General features: G+C 62.0%; 18 protein-coding genes. 9 read left to right on the plus strand and 9 right to left on the minus strand.

The window, feature by feature from the left end:
* Positions 1–172 precede the first annotated feature (172 nt).
* On the plus strand, positions 173–1,372 hold the full coding sequence (locus QM609_RS02770) for a glycoside hydrolase family 183 protein (RefSeq protein WP_039973188.1): 1,200 nt from the start codon (positions 173–175) through the stop codon (positions 1,370–1,372).
* Between the two features lie 6 nt (positions 1,373–1,378).
* Here QM609_RS02770 and QM609_RS02775 read toward each other — a convergent pair whose 3' ends face one another.
* The 6 genes from QM609_RS02775 to QM609_RS02800 all read right to left on the minus strand — a co-directional run bounded on the left by QM609_RS02775 (position 1,379) and on the right by QM609_RS02800 (position 6,714).
* The gene (locus QM609_RS02775; RefSeq protein ID WP_050655973.1) at positions 1,379–3,418 is read right to left on the minus strand and encodes a YhgE/Pip domain-containing protein; all 2,040 of its coding nucleotides are present in this window, start codon (positions 3,416–3,418) and stop codon (positions 1,379–1,381) included.
* A gap of 133 nt (positions 3,419–3,551) precedes the next feature.
* Positions 3,552–4,148 (minus strand): SRPBCC domain-containing protein, encoded by a 597-nt coding sequence (locus tag QM609_RS02780; protein ID WP_042446276.1) that lies wholly within the window; start codon positions 4,146–4,148, stop codon positions 3,552–3,554.
* Entirely contained in the window at positions 4,145–4,522 is a 378-nt protein-coding gene (locus QM609_RS02785) for an ArsR/SmtB family transcription factor (RefSeq protein ID WP_050655974.1), read from the minus strand. Before QM609_RS02785 ends, QM609_RS02780 begins: the two co-directional genes overlap by 4 nt.
* Before the next feature lie 62 nt (positions 4,523–4,584).
* Positions 4,585–5,268, minus strand: coding sequence for a GntR family transcriptional regulator (locus QM609_RS02790; protein WP_019745689.1), 684 nt, complete (start codon positions 5,266–5,268; stop codon positions 4,585–4,587).
* A 36-nt stretch (positions 5,269–5,304) separates the two neighbouring features.
* Positions 5,305–6,081 carry a cysteate racemase gene (gene cuyB, locus QM609_RS02795; protein ID WP_225320168.1) on the minus strand — a complete coding sequence of 259 codons (777 nt, stop codon included), beginning with the start codon at positions 6,079–6,081 and terminating at the stop codon, positions 5,305–5,307.
* Between the two features lie 129 nt (positions 6,082–6,210).
* Positions 6,211–6,714 carry a PASTA domain-containing protein gene (locus QM609_RS02800; RefSeq protein WP_030536029.1) on the minus strand — a complete coding sequence of 168 codons (504 nt, stop codon included), beginning with the start codon at positions 6,712–6,714 and terminating at the stop codon, positions 6,211–6,213.
* Between the two features lie 209 nt (positions 6,715–6,923).
* On the opposite strand from QM609_RS02800, the gene QM609_RS02805 reads away from it, so the two are divergent.
* The 5 genes from QM609_RS02805 (at position 6,924) to QM609_RS02825 (ending at position 11,984) form a co-directional block, all read left to right on the plus strand.
* Entirely contained in the window at positions 6,924–7,550 is a 627-nt protein-coding gene (locus tag QM609_RS02805; RefSeq protein ID WP_007730853.1) for a type 1 glutamine amidotransferase, read from the plus strand.
* Between the two features lie 119 nt (positions 7,551–7,669).
* Positions 7,670–8,839, plus strand: a complete 1,170-nt coding sequence (locus QM609_RS02810; RefSeq protein ID WP_050655976.1) for a glycoside hydrolase family 183 protein — start codon at positions 7,670–7,672, stop codon at positions 8,837–8,839.
* A 22-nt stretch (positions 8,840–8,861) separates the two neighbouring features.
* Entirely contained in the window at positions 8,862–10,124 is a 1,263-nt protein-coding gene (locus tag QM609_RS02815) for a helix-turn-helix transcriptional regulator (protein WP_050655977.1), read from the plus strand.
* A gap of 148 nt (positions 10,125–10,272) precedes the next feature.
* On the plus strand, positions 10,273–11,361 hold the full coding sequence (locus tag QM609_RS02820; RefSeq protein WP_007730860.1) for an S-(hydroxymethyl)mycothiol dehydrogenase: 1,089 nt from the start codon (positions 10,273–10,275) through the stop codon (positions 11,359–11,361).
* The gene (locus QM609_RS02825; RefSeq protein ID WP_007730862.1) at positions 11,358–11,984 is read left to right on the plus strand and encodes an MBL fold metallo-hydrolase; all 627 of its coding nucleotides are present in this window, start codon (positions 11,358–11,360) and stop codon (positions 11,982–11,984) included. Before QM609_RS02820 ends, QM609_RS02825 begins: the two co-directional genes overlap by 4 nt.
* A gap of 49 nt (positions 11,985–12,033) precedes the next feature.
* Here QM609_RS02825 and QM609_RS02830 read toward each other — a convergent pair whose 3' ends face one another.
* Together QM609_RS02830 and QM609_RS02835 are read right to left on the minus strand one after the other, a co-directional pair.
* On the minus strand, positions 12,034–12,693 hold the full coding sequence (locus QM609_RS02830; protein ID WP_238587990.1) for a phosphotransferase enzyme family protein: 660 nt from the start codon (positions 12,691–12,693) through the stop codon (positions 12,034–12,036).
* Positions 12,694–13,034: 341 nt separating this feature from the next.
* Positions 13,035–13,526 (minus strand): Lrp/AsnC family transcriptional regulator, encoded by a 492-nt coding sequence (locus QM609_RS02835; RefSeq protein WP_007730865.1) that lies wholly within the window; start codon positions 13,524–13,526, stop codon positions 13,035–13,037.
* Between the two features lie 137 nt (positions 13,527–13,663).
* Here QM609_RS02835 and kynB point away from each other — a divergent pair, with 137 nt between their 5' ends.
* From kynB to QM609_RS02850, 3 genes are read left to right on the plus strand one after another with little or no spacing between them, the layout of a single operon-like run.
* Entirely contained in the window at positions 13,664–14,395 is a 732-nt protein-coding gene (gene kynB, locus QM609_RS02840) for an arylformamidase (RefSeq protein WP_050655978.1), read from the plus strand.
* On the plus strand, positions 14,392–15,657 hold the full coding sequence (kynU, locus tag QM609_RS02845) for a kynureninase (protein ID WP_050655979.1): 1,266 nt from the start codon (positions 14,392–14,394) through the stop codon (positions 15,655–15,657). Before kynB ends, kynU begins: the two co-directional genes overlap by 4 nt.
* 52 nt (positions 15,658–15,709) lie before the next feature.
* Entirely contained in the window at positions 15,710–17,143 is a 1,434-nt protein-coding gene (locus QM609_RS02850; protein ID WP_003943087.1) for an amino acid permease, read from the plus strand.
* Between the two features lie 13 nt (positions 17,144–17,156).
* Here QM609_RS02850 and QM609_RS02855 read toward each other — a convergent pair whose 3' ends face one another.
* Complete coding sequence (locus QM609_RS02855; protein ID WP_050655980.1) at positions 17,157–17,843, minus strand: dienelactone hydrolase family protein; 687 nt, start codon at positions 17,841–17,843, stop codon at positions 17,157–17,159.
* Between the last annotated feature and the right edge of the window lie 48 nt (positions 17,844–17,891).

The following is a 17,891-nucleotide window of genomic DNA, read 5'->3' on the forward strand; positions in this document are numbered from 1 at the left end:
CTACTGACTGATCTTCTCTGTCCGAAAAGGCCTGAAAGTCTGAACTACTATGACTTTCAGGCCTTTTCGCGTCTTTGTCTGATTGGGTTATCTGTGACTGCAGTTGCTAGATTGTCCGAGGTTCGGGGGGAACGACGACGACAACACCAACAATCCCGGCCATGGGGGAGTCATGTTTCGCGCGGGGAGATCGTTGGGGGTGTTCGGGGTAGTTGCTGCTCTGGCAGCTGCTGCCGTCACGGCGGTGGCTTCGCCGGCGATGGCTGCGCCGGGCTGCGTCGGAGTCAGTGGCGTCGGTAGTAGCGGTGGTCCGGCCAATGCGGCGCCGTGGCTCAACGGCAACACCGGAGGGTTGCCAGGTCTGTCCGGTCGTACTGCCGCGATCGAAAAGGTCACCGGGACATACAGTCCAAACAAGACCGTTGATCGCTTCAATGTCCTGGGTACCGACCTGGGCATCATGTGGGACAACGGTGCGGGGCAGATTCTGACCGCTTTCGGCGATACCACCGGGCTCAGTCGTAACCCCGGCTGCGACGGTTTGGTGGGCGAGTGGCGAAGCAATGTACTCTTCCGCAGCTCGGATCGGGTACTGGCCGACGGTATGCGCATCGACAGTGCGCCGATGGACGGCACAGCTCAGGCGCGTGAGATCATTTCCGGTCTGAAGATTCCGGGTGTCGAGGCCTCCAGCATCCCCACGAGCGGCATCGCAGTGAACGGTGTGCAGTATCTGAGCTACATGTCGGTGCGTAACTGGGGCGAGGCCGGGCAGTGGAGCACGAACTACTCGCAGATTGCCACCTCCTCGGACAACGGCGAAACGTGGACCACTCGTCCGGAAACTCTGCGCCCCAACATCGGTGGGGTTCTTCCCGCGGGTGTCGCCCCCGTCGCCGGTAGCGAGAACTTCCAGATGAGCTCGATGGTGAAGGACGGCGGGTTCGTCTACAACTACGGAACCCCCGCGGGACGATCCGGCGAGGTTCGACTTTCTCGCGTGCCCGAGGGGGCGATCCTCGATCTTTCCGCCTACGAGTACTGGAACGGAAACGGCTGGATCCTTGCCGATCCCGCTGCGGCCGTACCCGTCATGGACGGCCGCATCGGGGAGATCTCCGTTCAGTACAACGAGTTCCTCGGCAAGTTCGTGGCGATGTACGCCGACGCGTTCAGTTCGATCGTGATGCGAACCGCTCCCAGTCCGGTCGGTCCGTGGACGGCACCGGAAACATTGGTCAATCTGGTCGAGGTTCCCGGTATCTACGCCGCATACATCCACCCGTGGTCCAGTGGTTCGGATCTGTATTTCCTTGCCACCACGTGGGCCGACTACAACGTCATGTTGATGCGTACGACGCTCGTTCGCTGATCCGGCTCACGCTTGCGTTTGCTGGAGGTACACGATCTCCTCGGTGATCGGCGCGTCGTCATCGGCGTCGGTCGGCGGTGCTTGTCGGCGGCGCCACCAGATGGTGAACAGGACGGCTCCGATCACCAAGGCAGCCAGAGCGATTACCGCCACCCAGAATTTCGGGCCGTAGTATCCGACAAGGACCATGCGCATGGCGTTGCGCGCCCACGTGAGTGGCATCAGAGCGTGCAGCCACTGCAGAACCGTCGGCATCTGTTCGATGGGGTATACCGCGCCGAAGGCGAAGATCTGAATCATCAAGGCGCCCAGAGCGATGAAGGTTCCGTTGACGGCACCGAACACAACGGTGAAGAGCCTGCCCGAGCTGACCGCGGCGGCACCCACCAGGATCATCACTGCGATCATCGCCAGAACACTAGGTGGTTCGACGTTTGCCACGGTCAGTGACACCACCGACAACACGAGCGCCGCGACCAAGGTGACCAGGGCGGGAATGCGGTAGCGGCGCAGCCCCTCACGTACCACGCTGGTGTGCGAGTTCAGTGAACGTCCGCGTCGTGGGCGGACGACGAACCACGTGAGAATTCCGCACAGGAACAGTGCCACTGAGATCACGGCAGGGACGGCTCCCGGTCCGAAACCGGCTGCGGGATAGTTGTTCCGCGCGTCGACGGCAACCGGGGACGAGAGAAGATTGGCCGTGGTGGCGCGCTCGTCGTCCGTGAACTGCGGCACCTGGGCGGCACCGTCGGACAAACCGGTGGCGAGTTCCGCGCTGCCCGCGTCGAGCTCGCCGACGCCGGCCGATAGCTGCCCGAGACCGTCACGGAGCGCAATACTTCCAGTGTCCAACTGCCCAAGCCCGGTGGAAAGTTCCTGTGCACCGGTAGCGAGTTGGCCTGCACCGTTGGACAGTTGGCCCAGGCCGGTGTTGAGTTCACCTGCACCGGCCGCGGCGGCAAGGAGCCCACCACGGTAGTCGCTGCTCGGATCGGTGAGTTGGCGCGAGATCTCCCGCGCGCCGTCGCGAAGCTGGCCGAGCTGACCGATCACGTCGTCGTCCGACGGTTGTGCAGTCAGGGAAGCCCGCAGTCCACCCAGGGCTTCGACGAGTCCGGCGGAGACCGGATCGGCCGAGTTTCGAAGCATCGACGTGAGGGCGTCGATCTGACCGACGACGGCGTCCGAGGACCCCGCGAGGTCGAGTACCGGGGTGGTGACCATGTCGACCACTTCGCTGATCTGTCGGGCGCCTGCGCCGAGTTCGTCGGTGCCCCCGACCAACTGGTTGAGTCCGCTGCTCAGCTCGCCCGAGCCTGCAGCAGCTTCGCCAGCTCCGGCAGCCAGCTCGCCGGCTCCGGCGGCCAGCTCCTTGCCGCCCTGATTTGCTTCGCCCATGCCGGTGGCGAGTTCCTTGCTTCCAGCGTAGAGCTCGTTGGTTCCGGCAAGCGCTTCGGAGGATCCGTCGGACAGCTGTTGCGCTCCTGCTGCTGCTTCACCGAATCCTGTTCCGAGTTCACCCAACCCGACCAGCACCTGGTCGATGGACTGCTCGCCGATCGACTCGGAGACCGCAGAGCGCACCTGAGCGATGATGCTTTCACCGACCGGGCCGGCGACCAGACTGTTGTAATCGTTGTACAAGACGTCGAGTTCGGCCTTGCGGCCCGAACCCGATGCGGCACTGGCCACATCCGCGCTGAAAGTCTTCGGAATGACGACAGAGAAGTAATAGGTGCCGTCGTTGACGCCGTCGGCGGCTTCCTGTTCCGAGACGACCTTCCATGCAACGTCTCCGCTCTCGACGAGTGCGGCAACAACTTCATCGCCGGCTTGCAGACGTGTTCCGTCGAGTTCTGTGCCCGCATCGGCGTTGACGATGGCGACGGGCAAGCGGTTGACCGTGTCGCCCGGATCCCACAGTGCCCACATGTAGAACGCCGCAATCGACAGCGGTGCGATGACGAGGACAGCGAGAACTGTCCGGATGATGTGCGTGCGTCGCGTCGTGGCCGCGTTGTCGACTACGGGTTGTGGCGCCATGTGGAGCTCTCTTCTCGTGGACCGAAGCAGGTGTGGCACGAAAGGAAGCCACCAAAACTGCTGGACATACGTCCAGCTCGGTCACGATACAAAGCAAACGGCCATCCTGTGACCGTTTTCGAAGAATTGGGCGTTATCGGTCGCCGTGCTCTGCCTCGATCTTTGCCCACTCCCACCCTCGGAAGTTGGCCAGACGAAGCTCCTCTGCTTCGTCGAAGGTGTACCACTCGGTGCTCGGCGCATCAGGGAGAGTGCCGCGCAAGTATTCGCCCAGGTAGTGAAGTGGGCCTTCCCAGCCGGTTCCGACGCCGTAGCAGCCGGTGTCAGGGTCGTTGCGGAAGACATCGGCGACGGAGGCGTGCTCCAACTCGAGCCAGGTGGCGTCGGGACCGTCTGCAGTCAGCCGGATCTCGACCTGATCGCTGTATCCGCGATCGCCGGGCGGTGTCCACTGCAGTCGCAGCAGGTGTGGGGCGTCGCAGGCCAGGATCTCGCCACTTGCCTGGCCTTCGAAGGCGTACGAGCCGCCCACCTGGAAGTCTCCGCTCACCGGAAGGAAGAAACGGTTGATGCGGTCAGGGGTCGTGATGGCATCCCAGACGTCGTCGACCGACGCGTTGTAGCGGCGCTTGAGTACGGCTGTTCGAGCCGAACCTTCTGCGATGTCGCGGTTACCCATGCTCCGCTCCACCGCGGTGAGGCTGGTGTCCTGGTTCGCGATCTCGGTCATTGTGAGTCTCCTTCGTCGGAAGAATTCGGTTGTGAAGATCTGCTCCGCTTCGAGCCGCGTCGTTTCCCGCGTGCGAGTTCTGTGGCCAATGCGTCGAGAGGACCGCTCCAGAACTGCCGGAATCCGTCGAGCCATTGGTCCACTTCTTGCAATGGCGCGGGCTCGACGGCATAGAGACGCCTGGTGCCTTCGCTGCGGACGGTGGCGAATCCGTTTTCTCGGAGCACTCGCAGGTGCCCGGACGCGGTCGGTTGCGAGATTCCGAACTCCGCTGCCACGACTTCGGCGATCTGACCCGCCGAGCGCTCGCCGCTGGACAGGAGTTCCATGATTCTTCGCCGAACTGGGTCTCCGAGAACGTCGAACGCATGCACCAGTCATTTATATCGGCAATGGCCAATATAGGCAAGCGCCGAAACTTGTATTCGGGCGTCGGTCAGTCCGAGAGCGCGAACTCGTCGGCGTCGAAGAGTTCACCGATCAGCCCGCCGAGATGGCGTCGATGTTCGGCCGACAGTGTCGCTGCCGCCTCGGCATCGTGGTCTGCGCACAGCTCGATCAGCTTGTTGTGATGGTCGACGGAGTCCTGGCTGCCGAGAAGGCTCGAGAACTTGCGGTAGTAGATGCGGTGAATTTGTGGGTGAACCTGGTGAATCAGCTTCTTCAACAGCGGATTTGCCGCAGCGTCGATGATGACGCTGTGTAGGCGATCGTCTGCGGTCAGGGCTCGGCCTATGTCGTTTCGTTTGACGGCGGCAGCGAAGTCCTTGTTGGCCGAACGCATCGCCCCGATCATCTCGTCGGTGAGATTCGGTACAGCGGTGACGACGGCCAGTTGGTCGAGAGCTTCGATGACTGCGAGTGTTGCCTCGACGTCGCCGCGGTCGAGGGTGGTGATGCGCGTGTACGCACCAGGTTTCGCTTCCACGAGTCCGGTGTCGACCAGCCTTGCGAGCGCTTCGCGGACTGGAGTTCTGCTCAGTCCCAGATACTCGGCGAGTTCGCTGTCCTTGATCTTCGAGCCCGGCGCCAGTTCACCGGTGACGATCGCTTCGCGAATGCGTTCGAGAGCGATGTCGCTCATTCGTGCTCGCTCAACCGGTTTACCGCCACGCAACATACTGGATATCGTACTCTGCAGCCTCCCTGCTGCAGGTCAGCCCGAAACGACCATCGAAGGGTGTCTCCGGGCATCTGCAACCCGCCGGAGCAGAGCGCGGGCGAGAATTGTTGCCGGATCGATGATCTGACAGGTTGTGGCGTCGGCGGGCAGTCCGAGCGGAATCTCGGTGCACCCGGCCACGACGACCTGCGCGCCCGATTCGACGAGAAGATCAGCGGCCCTGACGAGCTTGTCGGTGGTCTCGTCTCCGACGTTGCCGCTCTTGATTGCTCGGATCGCCGGCATCACCAGTTCGTCCTGGATCGCAGGTCCGGGCACCAGGACGTCGATCGAGTATTCCGACAGCCATTGTTGATACAACCCGGTGCGGACCGTCCCCGTGGTGGCCAATAGTCCGACGGATGTGACGGCGGGTGAGAGCGTCCGGATGTGCCGAGCGACTTCGTCGATCATGTGGACGACGGGAAGTCCCAGTTGGGACGAGATGGCGGGCAGGAAGGCGTGGGCGGTATTGCATGGGATGGCGAGCGTCGTCGCGCCCGACTCTCGGAGAACGCGCGCACCGCGGATCAGCCACGGAGTGGGGTCAGGGCCGTTCTCGGTGAGTGCCAATGTCCGGTCGGGAACGGTGGGATCGGCCCAGATGACAACTTTGGGGTGCTCCTGATCCGTCGAACCTGGTGTCAGCGCAACGAGTTTGGAGTAGAAGTCGGCAGTAGCGGCGGGCCCCATGCCTCCGAGTATTCCGATGACGGGGTCGCTCATGGACGCCGGAGAGCTGGCGCTCTGCCGTATTCGTGGCACCTTCATGTTGCAATCCAACCTTTCGCATCCAATATATTGGATACTCGTAATGTTGACTACAGTGAAGGAGGTCGGAGGTAGTTGTCAAGTAAGGCGCAGTGTTCCCGGAATTGCGAAGTTCGAGAACTCAGCCGATCAGCAGGGGTTCGGTTCGCCGATCTTCACGGCCGAGAGCACGGCTTCGATTTCCCCGAAAGGACTTCCGGCAGAGGGTGTCTGATCGACGACAATCCAGTTGGAATCGACCAGTTGGCGTCGACCCGCGCCGGTTGCGTCAGCACTTCTGGAGAAGAAGACTCCGGCCGACTGAATGGTGTCCTGTGCGTCTTGAAGATTCATGCACACGACGTTGGGCATGACCGCGGGAGCTGCAGCGGGCGTCACTTCCGCGGCGACTGGGGTCGTGGCCAGTGGAGAATTCGTCGTACCGATCACCGAGGTGGTCAATGGAGCCTGAGTCGTCGTGGGTTGAGTTGTCGAGGTTGCAGTGGTGGTCGCGGTGGATGTTGATTCGGCCTCGCTGTCGGTGCTTGTTCCTGAGCACGCGGCAAGTGACGCCAAGGCGAATGCGCTGAGTCCGATGCGAACGGCAGTTGAGGGCGGGCGAATCGATGTCGAAAAGAGGTGTGGTGCGCGCACAGACGTTCCTTGTCGGTAAAGGGGCGATGAAAGCGGAGATTCGAGCGCAGAGCACATCCGACGCCGTCGATGTGCCTTATGTCGAATAGAACCATAGGCTTTCGGCACCGGATTCGAGAGGAATTGCCTACATGCATTTTCTGGAACTACGACACGCGCAGTGTGAACCCCCAGCGGCGTATTCGCCTGTCCTGGAGAGCTACGGAGACGTGCAGACTGTTCTTCTGGGCACCGACCCGCTTCCGGCACATCGACGGTTCGACGCCGTGATCGTGATGGGCGGGCCGATGGGCGTCGGCGATCAGGGCGAGGTCGAGTGGTTGGCATCCGAGATCGAATACATTCGCGATCTGGTCGAGAGCGACGTCCCGGTGTGGGGAGTGTGTCTGGGTTCGCAGTTGCTCGCCGCGGCGCTGGGTGCTCGCGTCTACACGGGCGCTGTGCCTGAAGTCGGAGTTGAGGAGATCACCTTGACTGTCGAGGGCCGGCAAGATCCCGTGTGGGGAGATCTGCCCTCCACATTTCCTGCAATGCAATGGCATTCGGATACCTTCGACATTCCGAACGGCGCGGTGCGGCTCGCTGGTTCAGCCAAGTATCCGAATCAACTCTTCCGATACAAGCAGAGTTACGCCGTTCAGTTTCACCTCGAAGCGTCCTCCGCGGTGGCGCGCGAATGGATGGAACTGGCCGAGTACCGCGATTCGCTGCATGCTTCGCTGGGAGCGGACGGTCCGCGCATCTTCATGCAGCAGTTGAGTGCAGCCGAGTCGCAGGGGCTCGAGATTGCCGCAGCCGTGATGGAGAAATGGTTGAAATCCATCTCCACCGAATAAGCCCGTTTCGTCCTGATTGACCGATTTACCTGTTACCTTGTGTTCTCGTGGGTGGATGAACCGATCCGGTCGAGCAACACACCTCGTAGAGTCCGGATCTCCCCCGCGAAAGGGGAGCGATGCGCCGGATGCGGAAGATATCGACAGCAGCAGTGACGTGTGTACTCGCGTCGACCGCGGTCTTGGGGGCGACCCAGGCCAATGCATCCCCGTGGGATTGCAATGTCACCGGGAGCTTGGATCAATCAGGTGGGCCGACCAATCCGATTCCCTGGCTCAACGGCACGGATGGCAAACTGCCGGAATTGCAAGGCCGCACCTCGGCGGTCGAGTACATCACGGGCGCGCTGAGCCCCAACCAAACCGTCGAGCGGTTCAACGTTCTCGGCACGGATCTGGGCATCATGTGGGACAACGGCGCAGGTCAGGTCCTGACAGCTTTCGGTGACACCGTCGGTATCGGATCTGACCCTCTGTGCTCCGGGGTGGTCGGCGACTGGCGCAGCAACGTCCTGTTCCGTAGCTCGGACGGAAATCTGTCCGACGGCATGAACATCGACTCCTCGCCGACCGACCGACCGAATCACTCGCGCGAGATCATCGGAAGTCTGAAAGTCACCGGCGTCGAAACCAGCAGCATTCCGACGACGGGTATCTCCGTGGGCGGCGTTCAGTACGTCAACTACATGTCGATACGTTCGTGGGGAGGGTCGGGCGAGTGGGTCACCAACTTCTCGCAGATCGCGTCCTCGCACGACAACGGTGAGACCTGGCAGATCGAACCGGCCTCGTCCCGGCCCAATCTGCCGTTGACAGGTAACGACAACTTCCAGATGGGGTCCTTCGTCAAAGACGGTGGTTACGTCTACAACTTCGGCACCCCCGCCGGACGCTTTGGCGAGGGGCGTCTCTCGCGAGTCAAGGAAGCCTCCATCGCGGACGTCGCGGCGTACGAATACTGGGACGGAAAGGCATGGGTCCCCAACAATCCTGCTGCCGCTGCAGTAGTTCTCGACGGGGATGTCAGCGAACTGTCGGTGCAGTACAACAACTATCTCGGAAAGTTCGTCGCGATGTACTCCAACGAGTGGGGAGCGCTGGTGCTGCGGACGGCCTCGGACCTGACCGGCCCGTGGAGCGCACCGGACGTCGTGATCGGCACCGACGCGGTTCCGGGACTCTACGGCGCGTACATGCACCCCTGGTCGCAGGGGCAGGACCTCTACTTTCTCGCCACCACGTGGTCCGACTACAACGTGATGCTCATGAAGACCACGCTGCACCAGTGAACCGGATGGTTATCGTTGAACGGTGAGCACCACCGACAATGCGCTACTGATCACCGCCCTTCGAGACGTGTTGGTGGGACCACTTCCCGAAATCGGCCGACGATTTTCGACGTTGATCGCGGACATGGCGCCGCACACCTCTCTGGTGATCTTCACCCGTGAATGCACCGGTAGGCCGCGCAAGGTTGCCGGGGATCCAGCTGTCGTCGATCGTGTGACCATCGCCGAACTCGACCGTATCCGTACGGATCTCACTGTCGGACAGATATTTCGGGGAAAATGCGCTATCGCCGGCCGAGACCGTGAAGCGCTCGCGATGCTCGATCGAACAGACACCCTACTCATGCTGACGCCGCACCCCGGACCGGTGAAGGCGGCATCCCTCGAATTGATCCAGGCACTGTTCGCGGTGACTGCAACCGGAATTCAGCTCCAGGTGCGGAACGCGAGTCCGGCATATCTCGCCGAGTCGCGGGCAGCGTCGTCCGAGCGTGCACGCACCGTGGCAGAGATGACGGAGGTGCATGCGGCCACCCTCGAGACGATGCTGGCGACGCTGCGCTCGGCGGATCTCGACGACACGCGTGCTCGAACCTCGGCCAGGGAGACTGCGGCTTCGGCCCTGATCGGCCTGCGTTCGGCCGTCGACGTGCACCGCGAGTTGGCCGAAGAGTCGACCACCACCGCTTTTGCGCGGATGCGTGGGGAATTGCGTTCGCTGCTCAAGCATCGGGAAATCGCGTTGGAGTTGGTGGAGCCACCCGTCGACGGGCGTGGGTTACCCGGTGAAGTGGCGCACGGCGCCCGCGCGGTCGTCCGCGGCGCGGTCTTGGCCTTGTCGGATCAGCAGACGCTCTCGCGAATCCGGGTGGCCTGGACCCTCGACGCGGCTTCGCTCTCGATCGACATCCGCGACGACGGTGGTGGTGAAGCCGATGTGATCGACGTGGAACGCCAATTACGTTCGAGGGTAGAGACTTTGGGCGGAACCGTCGAATCCGAGTCGACGCCCAGGTGGGGGAACCGGATCAGCGCAACCATCCCGCTCGACGCCCCAGTCGCGCTGCCGAACCGCGACGTACTCACCGAACTGGCACCGCGGGAGTTCGAGGTACTCGAGCATCTGGTGGCCGGACGGCGCAACAAGGCAATCTCGGAGCGACTCGGCGTCAGTGAGAGCACAGTCAAGTTTCATGTTGCCGGGGTCCTGCGGAAATTGGGCGTCGAGAGTCGGGGTGCGGCGGCCGCCGCGGGCGCCGAGGCCGGCGTGAAGCCTGCACCCTAGTCCTTTCGGCCAGGTCGGTCAGTCAGTTCGACCAGGGTTGCGGGCACCTACTTCGGGCTAACCTTTCAACGAGTGCACATATCGCAATGTGAAAACACGGCGCCATGTGACGACACGTCCTCAATCGCACGAAGCCAGGAGCAAAGCCATGCCACAGCAGGTACGCGGCGTCATCGCCCGATCCAAGGGTGCCCCCGTCGAAATCGTCCCCATCACGATCCCCGATCCCGGCGCCAATGAGGTAGTGGTCGCCATTGCAGCGTGCGGTGTGTGCCACACCGACCTGACCTACCGCGACGGCGGAATCAACGACGAGTACCCGTTCCTGCTCGGGCACGAGGCGTCGGGCATCGTCGAGAGCGTCGGCCCCGGTGTCACTCACGTCGAGGTGGGCGACTTCGTCGTCCTCAACTGGCGTGCCGTATGCGGGCAGTGTCGTGCGTGTAAGCGTGGCCGCCCGCAGTACTGCTTCGACACGTTCAACGCCGAGCAGAAGATGACGCTCGAAGACGGCACCGAACTGACGCCGGCACTCGGCATCGGCGCATTCGCAGACAAGACGCTCGTTCACGAAGGCCAGTGCACCAAGGTCGACGCCTCGGCCGATCCGGCTGTCGTCGGACTGCTCGGTTGCGGCGTCATGGCCGGCATGGGTGCCGCGATGAACACCGGCAACGTCGGACGCGGTGATTCGGTGGCTGTGATCGGGTGTGGCGGCGTCGGCGACGCAGCGATCATGGGTTCACGCCTGGCCGGTGCCAATACCATCATCGCCATCGACCGGGATCCACGAAAGCTGGAGTGGGCCACGGAACTTGGTGCCACGCACACGATCAATGCGACCGAGGTCGACGACGTCGTCGAAGCAGTCCAGGAGCTGACCGGAGGTTTCGGCGCCGACGTGGTTGTCGACGCAGTCGGCCGTCCCGAGACCTGGAAGCAGGCGTTCTACGCCCGCGACCTCGCGGGAACCGTAGTGCTGGTGGGAGTTCCGACGCCGGACATGAAGCTGGAAATGCCGCTGGTGGACTTCTTCTCGCGCGGCGGAGCCCTCAAGTCGTCGTGGTACGGCGACTGCCTGCCCGAGCGTGACTTCCCCGTTCTGGTCGACCTGTACCAGCAGGGGCGTCTGCCGCTCGAGAAGTTCGTCAGCGAGCGCATCAAGCTCGACGAGGTCGAGAAGGCATTCGAGACGATGCACCGCGGCGAGGTTCTCCGTTCGGTGGTGGTCCTGTGACATTGCGAGTCGATCGCGTCGTCACCTCGGGCACGTTCAGCCTCGACGGCGGAACATGGGACGTCGACAACAACATCTGGCTGATCGGTGACGACAACGAAGTGGTGATCGTCGACGCAGCTCACACCGCGCAGCCGATCATCGACGCTGTCGGTGGACGCAAGGTGATCGGAATCGTCTGCACCCACGGCCACAACGACCACGTCACCGTTGCGCCGGAGCTGGCCGAGAAACTCGACGCTCCGATCTACCTGAACCCGGCCGACGATGTCCTCTGGGAGATGACTCACCCCGGGGTGAAGCATCTGAGCTTGGAAGATGATCAGCGTATTGCTGTGGCGGGTACGGACATTCTGGCCATCCACACACCGGGCCATTCCCCGGGGTCGACCTGCCTCTACCTGCCCGAGGCGGGGGAACTGTTCAGCGGCGACACCTTGTTCTCCGGTGGACCCGGCGCAACGGGGCGGTCGTACTCAGACTTCCCGACCATCATCGGGTCCATTCGCGACAAGCTGTTCGCGCTCCCCGCCGAGACCAAGGTTCACACCGGTCACGGCGACGGCACGACGATCGGTACCGAGGCGCCGCATCTCGAAGAATGGATCCGCGCCGGATCCTGATGTGATCAGAAGCGAAGTGGGGACGCCGGTACCGGCGTCCCCACTTTTGTCACAACGCTGATGCCCAACCGGCGGTGTCGTTCTCACCCGGGATTGCCATCAGGCCGTGCCACAGTTCGAGGATCTCGAACCATTCTGTCTCGGATCGGCTGAGGGGACGGACGGATTCGTAGCCGGCGCGCAGGCTCTGCCGTACCGCGATCGGTGTCGGTCGCCAATCGGTGAACAGGGTGCCCAGATAGACGCTTGCCTTGGCCAGGTCGCTCACCCGGTGCTCGATCACCACGTCGTCGAAGTCGAGTACTCCGGTGGTCCGAGAGTTTCGAGTCAAGATGTTGGCTGCACGGAAGTCGTTGTGTACCAGTTGAGTTTGGTCATCGAGCTCGGACGCACGCGCCAGGAGGCCCACGAGCCTACGCGTTGCCTCAGGCGCGAACCCGCGGTCGAAATTCTCGAGCCAACCACCGATGCGCTCCTTCAACCCGGTGCTGCGCGACGAGAAAACCGATCCGTCGACATGGGTGGCGCCGAGCGTTCGGTGTATTTCTGCCAGACATGCTCCTGCCGAACGGACCGCCACGCGGTCCTGCACGTCCAACCAATCTCCCGCCAACTCCGGCAGTACGGTGAATGACACTGCGCACGAAGGCCCTTCCAGTGTTTCCCGGTCCAATCCGTTCAGGGACGAGATTGGTGACGGAACGGGCACGCCCTGCGCGGCGAGTGCGCTCAGTAGCGCGCGACCACTTCACCACCAGCCCACCGCGGTCGCTCGCAACCCACACGATCGCGTTCTGGTCACTGATCGCCATTCGCGAGCACTCGAGGGCCGTCAACCCCCAAGTCTGCTCGAGTACCGCCGAGACCCAATGGGTGGCTGCGCCAAAGCTGTTGAATCCGAATCGCTCCTCCAGAGCGGCTTCCGGCTCCACCGACTCCCAGAGCATGGACAACCCGAGTGGCAACATGCCGTTCGACTCTAGTGGGGGAAGTTCGAATCGAGGTGTCGATCTCGGAAGCACCCGAAGACGCCTTGGCGACAGCTGCAGTTCAGCCGCCTTGACTCAGTTCGCTGAAGATCAGGTTGGTCTGGGTATTGGCGATGGCCGGATCGTTGAGGTGCGCGCTGACGAAATCGCGAAGCCGAGTGGGGGATTCACACGACACGTGCACCAGGAGATCACGGTCCCCACTCATCAGGAACACTCGCTGAACGGAATCCAATCCGCTCAGGTGCTCGGCAATTTCCGTCATTCGACTTCTGGCGTGGGAGTGAATCAGAATCGACACCATCGCCGAGATCTCGAGGCCGAGTAGCTCGAGGTCTATGTCTGCGTGAAACCCCTTGATGACGCCCGATTCGCGTAGAGCGCGCATCCGCGCCAGAGCGGTCGACGGCGCTATCCCGACCTTCTCGGCGAGTGCATTGTTGGGGATGCGTGCATCCCGGACGAGTTCGCGGAGAATCGCTGTATCGACGTCGTCGAGCCGAACATGATTCGGCCGAGCTGCGGCAGCTGCCCGTTCGATCGCATTTATCATCCGATTTCTCCCTGCCGTCGCGAAAATATTCAGCAACTATTGACCGCGCCCGTCGATGATCCTAGCTTTTGCCAAACACATCGAATTATCAAACGGTCGAGATCTACACAGTCGACTGTTGCGACGAAGGGGTCTGGATGCTTCCGAGGATCGGCCGACACGCGGGCGACGGACACACGGGCGACTGGAGGGCGCGGTTGATCGACATCAGCCCGCCGATCTCCGAATCGACGCCCGTGTGGCCAGGCGATACCGCCTTCACCCGCGCTGTCACGTCCGACCTCGGCGGCAGTGACGCCGTCACCATCAACCGAATCACCACCACTCCGCATATCGGTGCTCACGCCGATGCGCCGGCGCACACTCGCATCGACGGCGCGACCATTGGTTCCGTTCCCCTCGAGCCCTATCTCGGCGAAGCACTGGTGGTCGACATGACGGGGGTCGACGGTGCCGCCTGCATCAGGCCCGTCGAAGAGACGGTGGAGCGACTCGGCGGCCATCTGCCGCAACGGCTGATTCTGAGGACGTACCCGAAGTACCCACGCAAGTGGGACAACGACTTCGCCGGTGTTTCTCCGGAGCTGACCCACTGGTTCGCCGACCGCGGTGGAGTTCTGATCGGAATCGACGGCGCCTCGTTCGATCCGATGGACAGCAAGACCATGGACGGGCACCACGCGGCAAGCGATCGTAGCGTCGCGATCCTCGAAGGGCTTTGCCTCGACGACGTCGACGAAGGCTACTACGAGTTGATCGCACTGCCGCTGAAGTTCCTCGACCTCGATGCCAGCCCGGTACGGGCCGTGCTCCGGACTCTGCCTTCATCACCCTCAACGCCGACACATGCAGGAGAAGAATCGTCATGACATCGACAACCACACTTTCGTTGGAAGACTGCGTCAAGGCCGACGCAGTGGATCCCCTGAGGGAGTTCCGCCGCGAGTTCGCGATTCCGGAGGGCGTTCTCTACTTCGACGGAAACTCGCTCGGCGCGCGTCCCATTGCCGCGCAGGAATGCGCCGCGAGAGTGATCGGCGACGAGTGGGGCAACGGCTTGGTTCGCAGTTGGAACGAGGCTGGATGGTTCGACCTCCCGGTCCGCCTCGGTGACAAACTTGCCCCGTTGCTGGGAGCAGGTGAAGGCGAAGTGGTAGTAACGGATTCGACGTCGATCAACCTGTTCAAGGCATTGGCCTCCGCGCTGTCCATCGCGGCTGCACAGGATCCCAGCCGGAAGGTGATCGTCTCCGAGCGCGACAATTTCCCCACTGACCTCTACATTGCGGAGGGCATCATCTCGCTGCTCGATCAGGGATACGAACTACGCCTGATCGACCAACCGGGCGACGTCACCGAAGCAGTAGGACCGGACACCGCCGTAGTGATGTTGTCGCACGTCAACTACCGCACCGGAAACCTGTATGCGATGACGGAAGTCACTGCAGCAGTGCAGGAACGTGGCGCCCTCATGATCTGGGATCTCGCACACTCGGCCGGCGCCGTCACTGTCGATCTGAGCGGAGCCGACGCCGACTTCGCGGTCGGGTGTACGTACAAGTACCTCAATGGCGGTCCGGGTTCACCTGCATTCATCTGGGTCAACCGTCGCCATCAGAACACCGGAATCCAGCCGCTGTCCGGGTGGTGGGGGCACGCGCGACCGTTCGCGATGGAGTCGGCCTACGAACCGGGCGCAGGAATACGACGGTTTCTGAGTGGTACTCAACCCATCACGTCGTTGTCTCTCGTCGAATGTGGTCTCGACATCATGCTCAAAGCTGACATGGCCGACATCCGCAGCAAGTCGCTCGCGCTGGCCGATCTCTTCATCAGCCTCGTCGAGGAGCGTTGCGCTGCCTACGGTTTGGAGTTGATCACGCCGCGCGAGCACGAGCGTCGTGGCTCGCACGTGAGTTTTGTTCATCCCGAGGGCTATTCCATCATGAAGGCTCTCATCGCGCGGGGCGTCATCGGCGACTACCGCGAACCAGGAGTGCTGAGGTTCGGTATCACTCCGCTCTATCTCGGATACGCCGACGTGTGGAACGCCGTCGACGTGTTGCGAGACATCCTCGAGAACAAGTCCTGGGATCGCCCCGAATTCCGCGAGCGCGACGCAGTCACCTGATTCTTCCAAGTTTCCGCGGACCGGGAGGTACCGCCTTTCGCAAGGAGCTTTCATGAGTGATTTCAAAAACATTCAGCAGCGAGAATCAGGTCTCAAACGCGAACTCGGCCCCAAGCAGATGAGCATGATCGCGCTCGGCGGTGCAATCGGCACCGGACTCTTCCTCGGCAGTAAGTTCGCCATCGGCTTTGCCGGCCCGAGCGTCATCATCAGTTACGCGATCGGCGGGTTGATCGCCCTCCTGCTGATGGGTGCCCTCGCCGAAATGACTGTTGCACATGCGACATCAGGTTCGTTCGGTGCGTACGCAGAATTCTACGTCGGACCGTTGATCGGCTTCCTCGTTCGCTATCTCTACTGGTCATGCATCGTCCTCGCGGTCGGGACCGAGGTCACCGCGATCGGTGAATACATGCAGTTCTGGTTCGCCGACGTACCGTCGTGGCTGTGGATCGTGTTGTTCTCCGGAGTGCTGATCGGCGTGAACATGTTCAACGTCAAGGCCTTCGGAACGATGGAGTACTGGTTCTCGACGATCAAGGTCTTCGCGATCGTGGCGTTCATCGTGATGGCAGCGTACGTCGTGTTCGGTAGCGGAAACCCGGACTACGGATTCCACAATTACACGGCCGGTGGCGGATTCTTCCCGAATGGTTTGTCCGGCATGTGGTTTGCCGTGATCGTATCGATCTTCAGCTACTTGAGCATCGAGATGATCGCCATTGCGGCCGGTGAGGCGGAAAACCCGGCAGTGGCGGTGAAGAAGGCATTCCGTGTGACGATCGTCCGACTGTTCGTCTTCTACATCGCAACGCTTGCCTTGATTCTGGCAATCGCTCCGATGGACAAGATATTGAGCGGCGGAAGCCCTTTCGTCACGGTGATGCAGGTCGTGAAGATTCCGGGCGCAGACAGCGTGCTGAACTTCGTGGTGATCATTGCCGCGCTGTCCGCGATGAACAGTCAGCTGTACGTGTCTTCGCGAATGATGTTCTCGCTCTCCCGTGCTGGTGACGCGCCGGCCATTCTCGGCAAGGTCAGGGCCAACGGCTCACCGGTCAATGCCTTGCTGCTGTCGACGTCGGGTATCGCCGTCGCAACCATCGTCTACGTTCTCTTTCCCGAGCAGGCATTCACCTTGATGATCTCGCTGTCGATGTTCGGGGCAATGGCGACGTGGCTGCTGATCTTCGTGACGCACTGGTTCTTTCGCAAGCGGATGGCGAGCGAAGGACGGACACTCTCCTTCACGATTCCGTTCTTCCCGGTGGGGACGATACTGGGAGGTGTCCTCATGGTCGCGATCCTCGTCACGACGTTGTGGGTCGAGGATTTCAAGATGACCTTGGTGTTCGGAGTACCGTTTGTCCTCGCCGTGATCGGCATCTACTACTTCACCCGCTCACGTCGGGCACAGAGTCGAGCGGTGACGGCTGAGCAGGTTCAGGACGAGATCACCGGCACGGTGGTCAAGCGGGTGCCCTGACTCGCGCTGGCAATCAAAGGGTTTCGTTGAAGAACTCCATAGTGCGGGTCCAGGCGAGGGCAGCAGAATCCGGGGCGTAGTGGCTGGTCGAAGTGTCGTTGTTGAACGCGTGGCCGGCGTCGGAATAACGGTACACCCGGGCGAGATCGGACGCGGTTGCGCGCAATTGCTCGACGCTCTCCGGCGGGATACTGGGATCGAGGTCGCCGTAGTGACCGAGCCACGGGACCTGCAGTTGCGCTGCAAGTTCGGTGCCTGCGGCAATCCCATCCCATCGGGCTTCTGCAACGCCGCCACCGTAGTACGTGACAGCGGAATCGACGAGGGGTACGGCGGCACACCACAGGGATGCGGTGCCGCCCATGCAGAATCCGAGGGAGCCGACTTTCTCTGCTCCCTCGGATCGGCTGTAGTCGACGGCGGCACGTACGTCGTGGCCGATGCTTGTGCCGTCGAGTGCCATGAGCGCATCCTTCGCGGACGGGAAGTCGGTGAAGGAGGTCTGTGCGCCGCGGTGGTAGAGATGCGGGGCGACGGCAAGGTAGCCGGCATCGGCGAGGCGTTCGAGGATGCTCTCGATGTGTTGGTTCACGCCCCACGCTTCTTGGAGAACTACTACCGCATGTCTCGGTTCACTCGGCGAATCCGGTCGGCTGACGGTCAGCGGTACATCACGTGTGGTCGTCGTGAAAGTTCCCATGTCCCGACTGTATGCGAGCCCAGCCTGTAGGTGCACGGTCGAACTAGA

The sequence above is a fragment of the Rhodococcus sp. IEGM 1302 genome, assembly GCF_030056935.1.
GTDB lineage: Bacteria > Actinomycetota > Actinomycetes > Mycobacteriales > Mycobacteriaceae > Rhodococcus_F > Rhodococcus_F qingshengii.

What these genes read in the sequence shown, in the direction of transcription:
- kynU (WP_050655979.1), top strand. Translation starts at nt 14,392, where the DNA reads ATGACATCGACAACCACACTTTCGTTGGAAGACTGCGTCAAGGCCGAC.
- QM609_RS02835 (WP_007730865.1), bottom strand. Translation starts at nt 13,526, where the DNA reads ATGATAAATGCGATCGAACGGGCAGCTGCCGCAGCTCGGCCGAATCAT.
- QM609_RS02820 (WP_007730860.1), top strand. Translation starts at nt 10,273, where the DNA reads ATGCCACAGCAGGTACGCGGCGTCATCGCCCGATCCAAGGGTGCCCCC.
- cuyB (WP_225320168.1), bottom strand. Translation starts at nt 6,081, where the DNA reads ATGAAGGTGCCACGAATACGGCAGAGCGCCAGCTCTCCGGCGTCCATG.
- QM609_RS02810 (WP_050655976.1), top strand. Translation starts at nt 7,670, where the DNA reads ATGCGCCGGATGCGGAAGATATCGACAGCAGCAGTGACGTGTGTACTC.
- QM609_RS02775 (WP_050655973.1), bottom strand. Translation starts at nt 3,418, where the DNA reads ATGGCGCCACAACCCGTAGTCGACAACGCGGCCACGACGCGACGCACG.
- QM609_RS02850 (WP_003943087.1), top strand. Translation starts at nt 15,710, where the DNA reads ATGAGTGATTTCAAAAACATTCAGCAGCGAGAATCAGGTCTCAAACGC.
- kynB (WP_050655978.1), top strand. Translation starts at nt 13,664, where the DNA reads ATGCTTCCGAGGATCGGCCGACACGCGGGCGACGGACACACGGGCGAC.
- QM609_RS02790 (WP_019745689.1), bottom strand. Translation starts at nt 5,268, where the DNA reads ATGTTGCGTGGCGGTAAACCGGTTGAGCGAGCACGAATGAGCGACATC.
- QM609_RS02770 (WP_039973188.1), top strand. Translation starts at nt 173, where the DNA reads ATGTTTCGCGCGGGGAGATCGTTGGGGGTGTTCGGGGTAGTTGCTGCT.
- QM609_RS02855 (WP_050655980.1), bottom strand. Translation starts at nt 17,843, where the DNA reads ATGGGAACTTTCACGACGACCACACGTGATGTACCGCTGACCGTCAGC.
- QM609_RS02780 (WP_042446276.1), bottom strand. Translation starts at nt 4,148, where the DNA reads ATGACCGAGATCGCGAACCAGGACACCAGCCTCACCGCGGTGGAGCGG.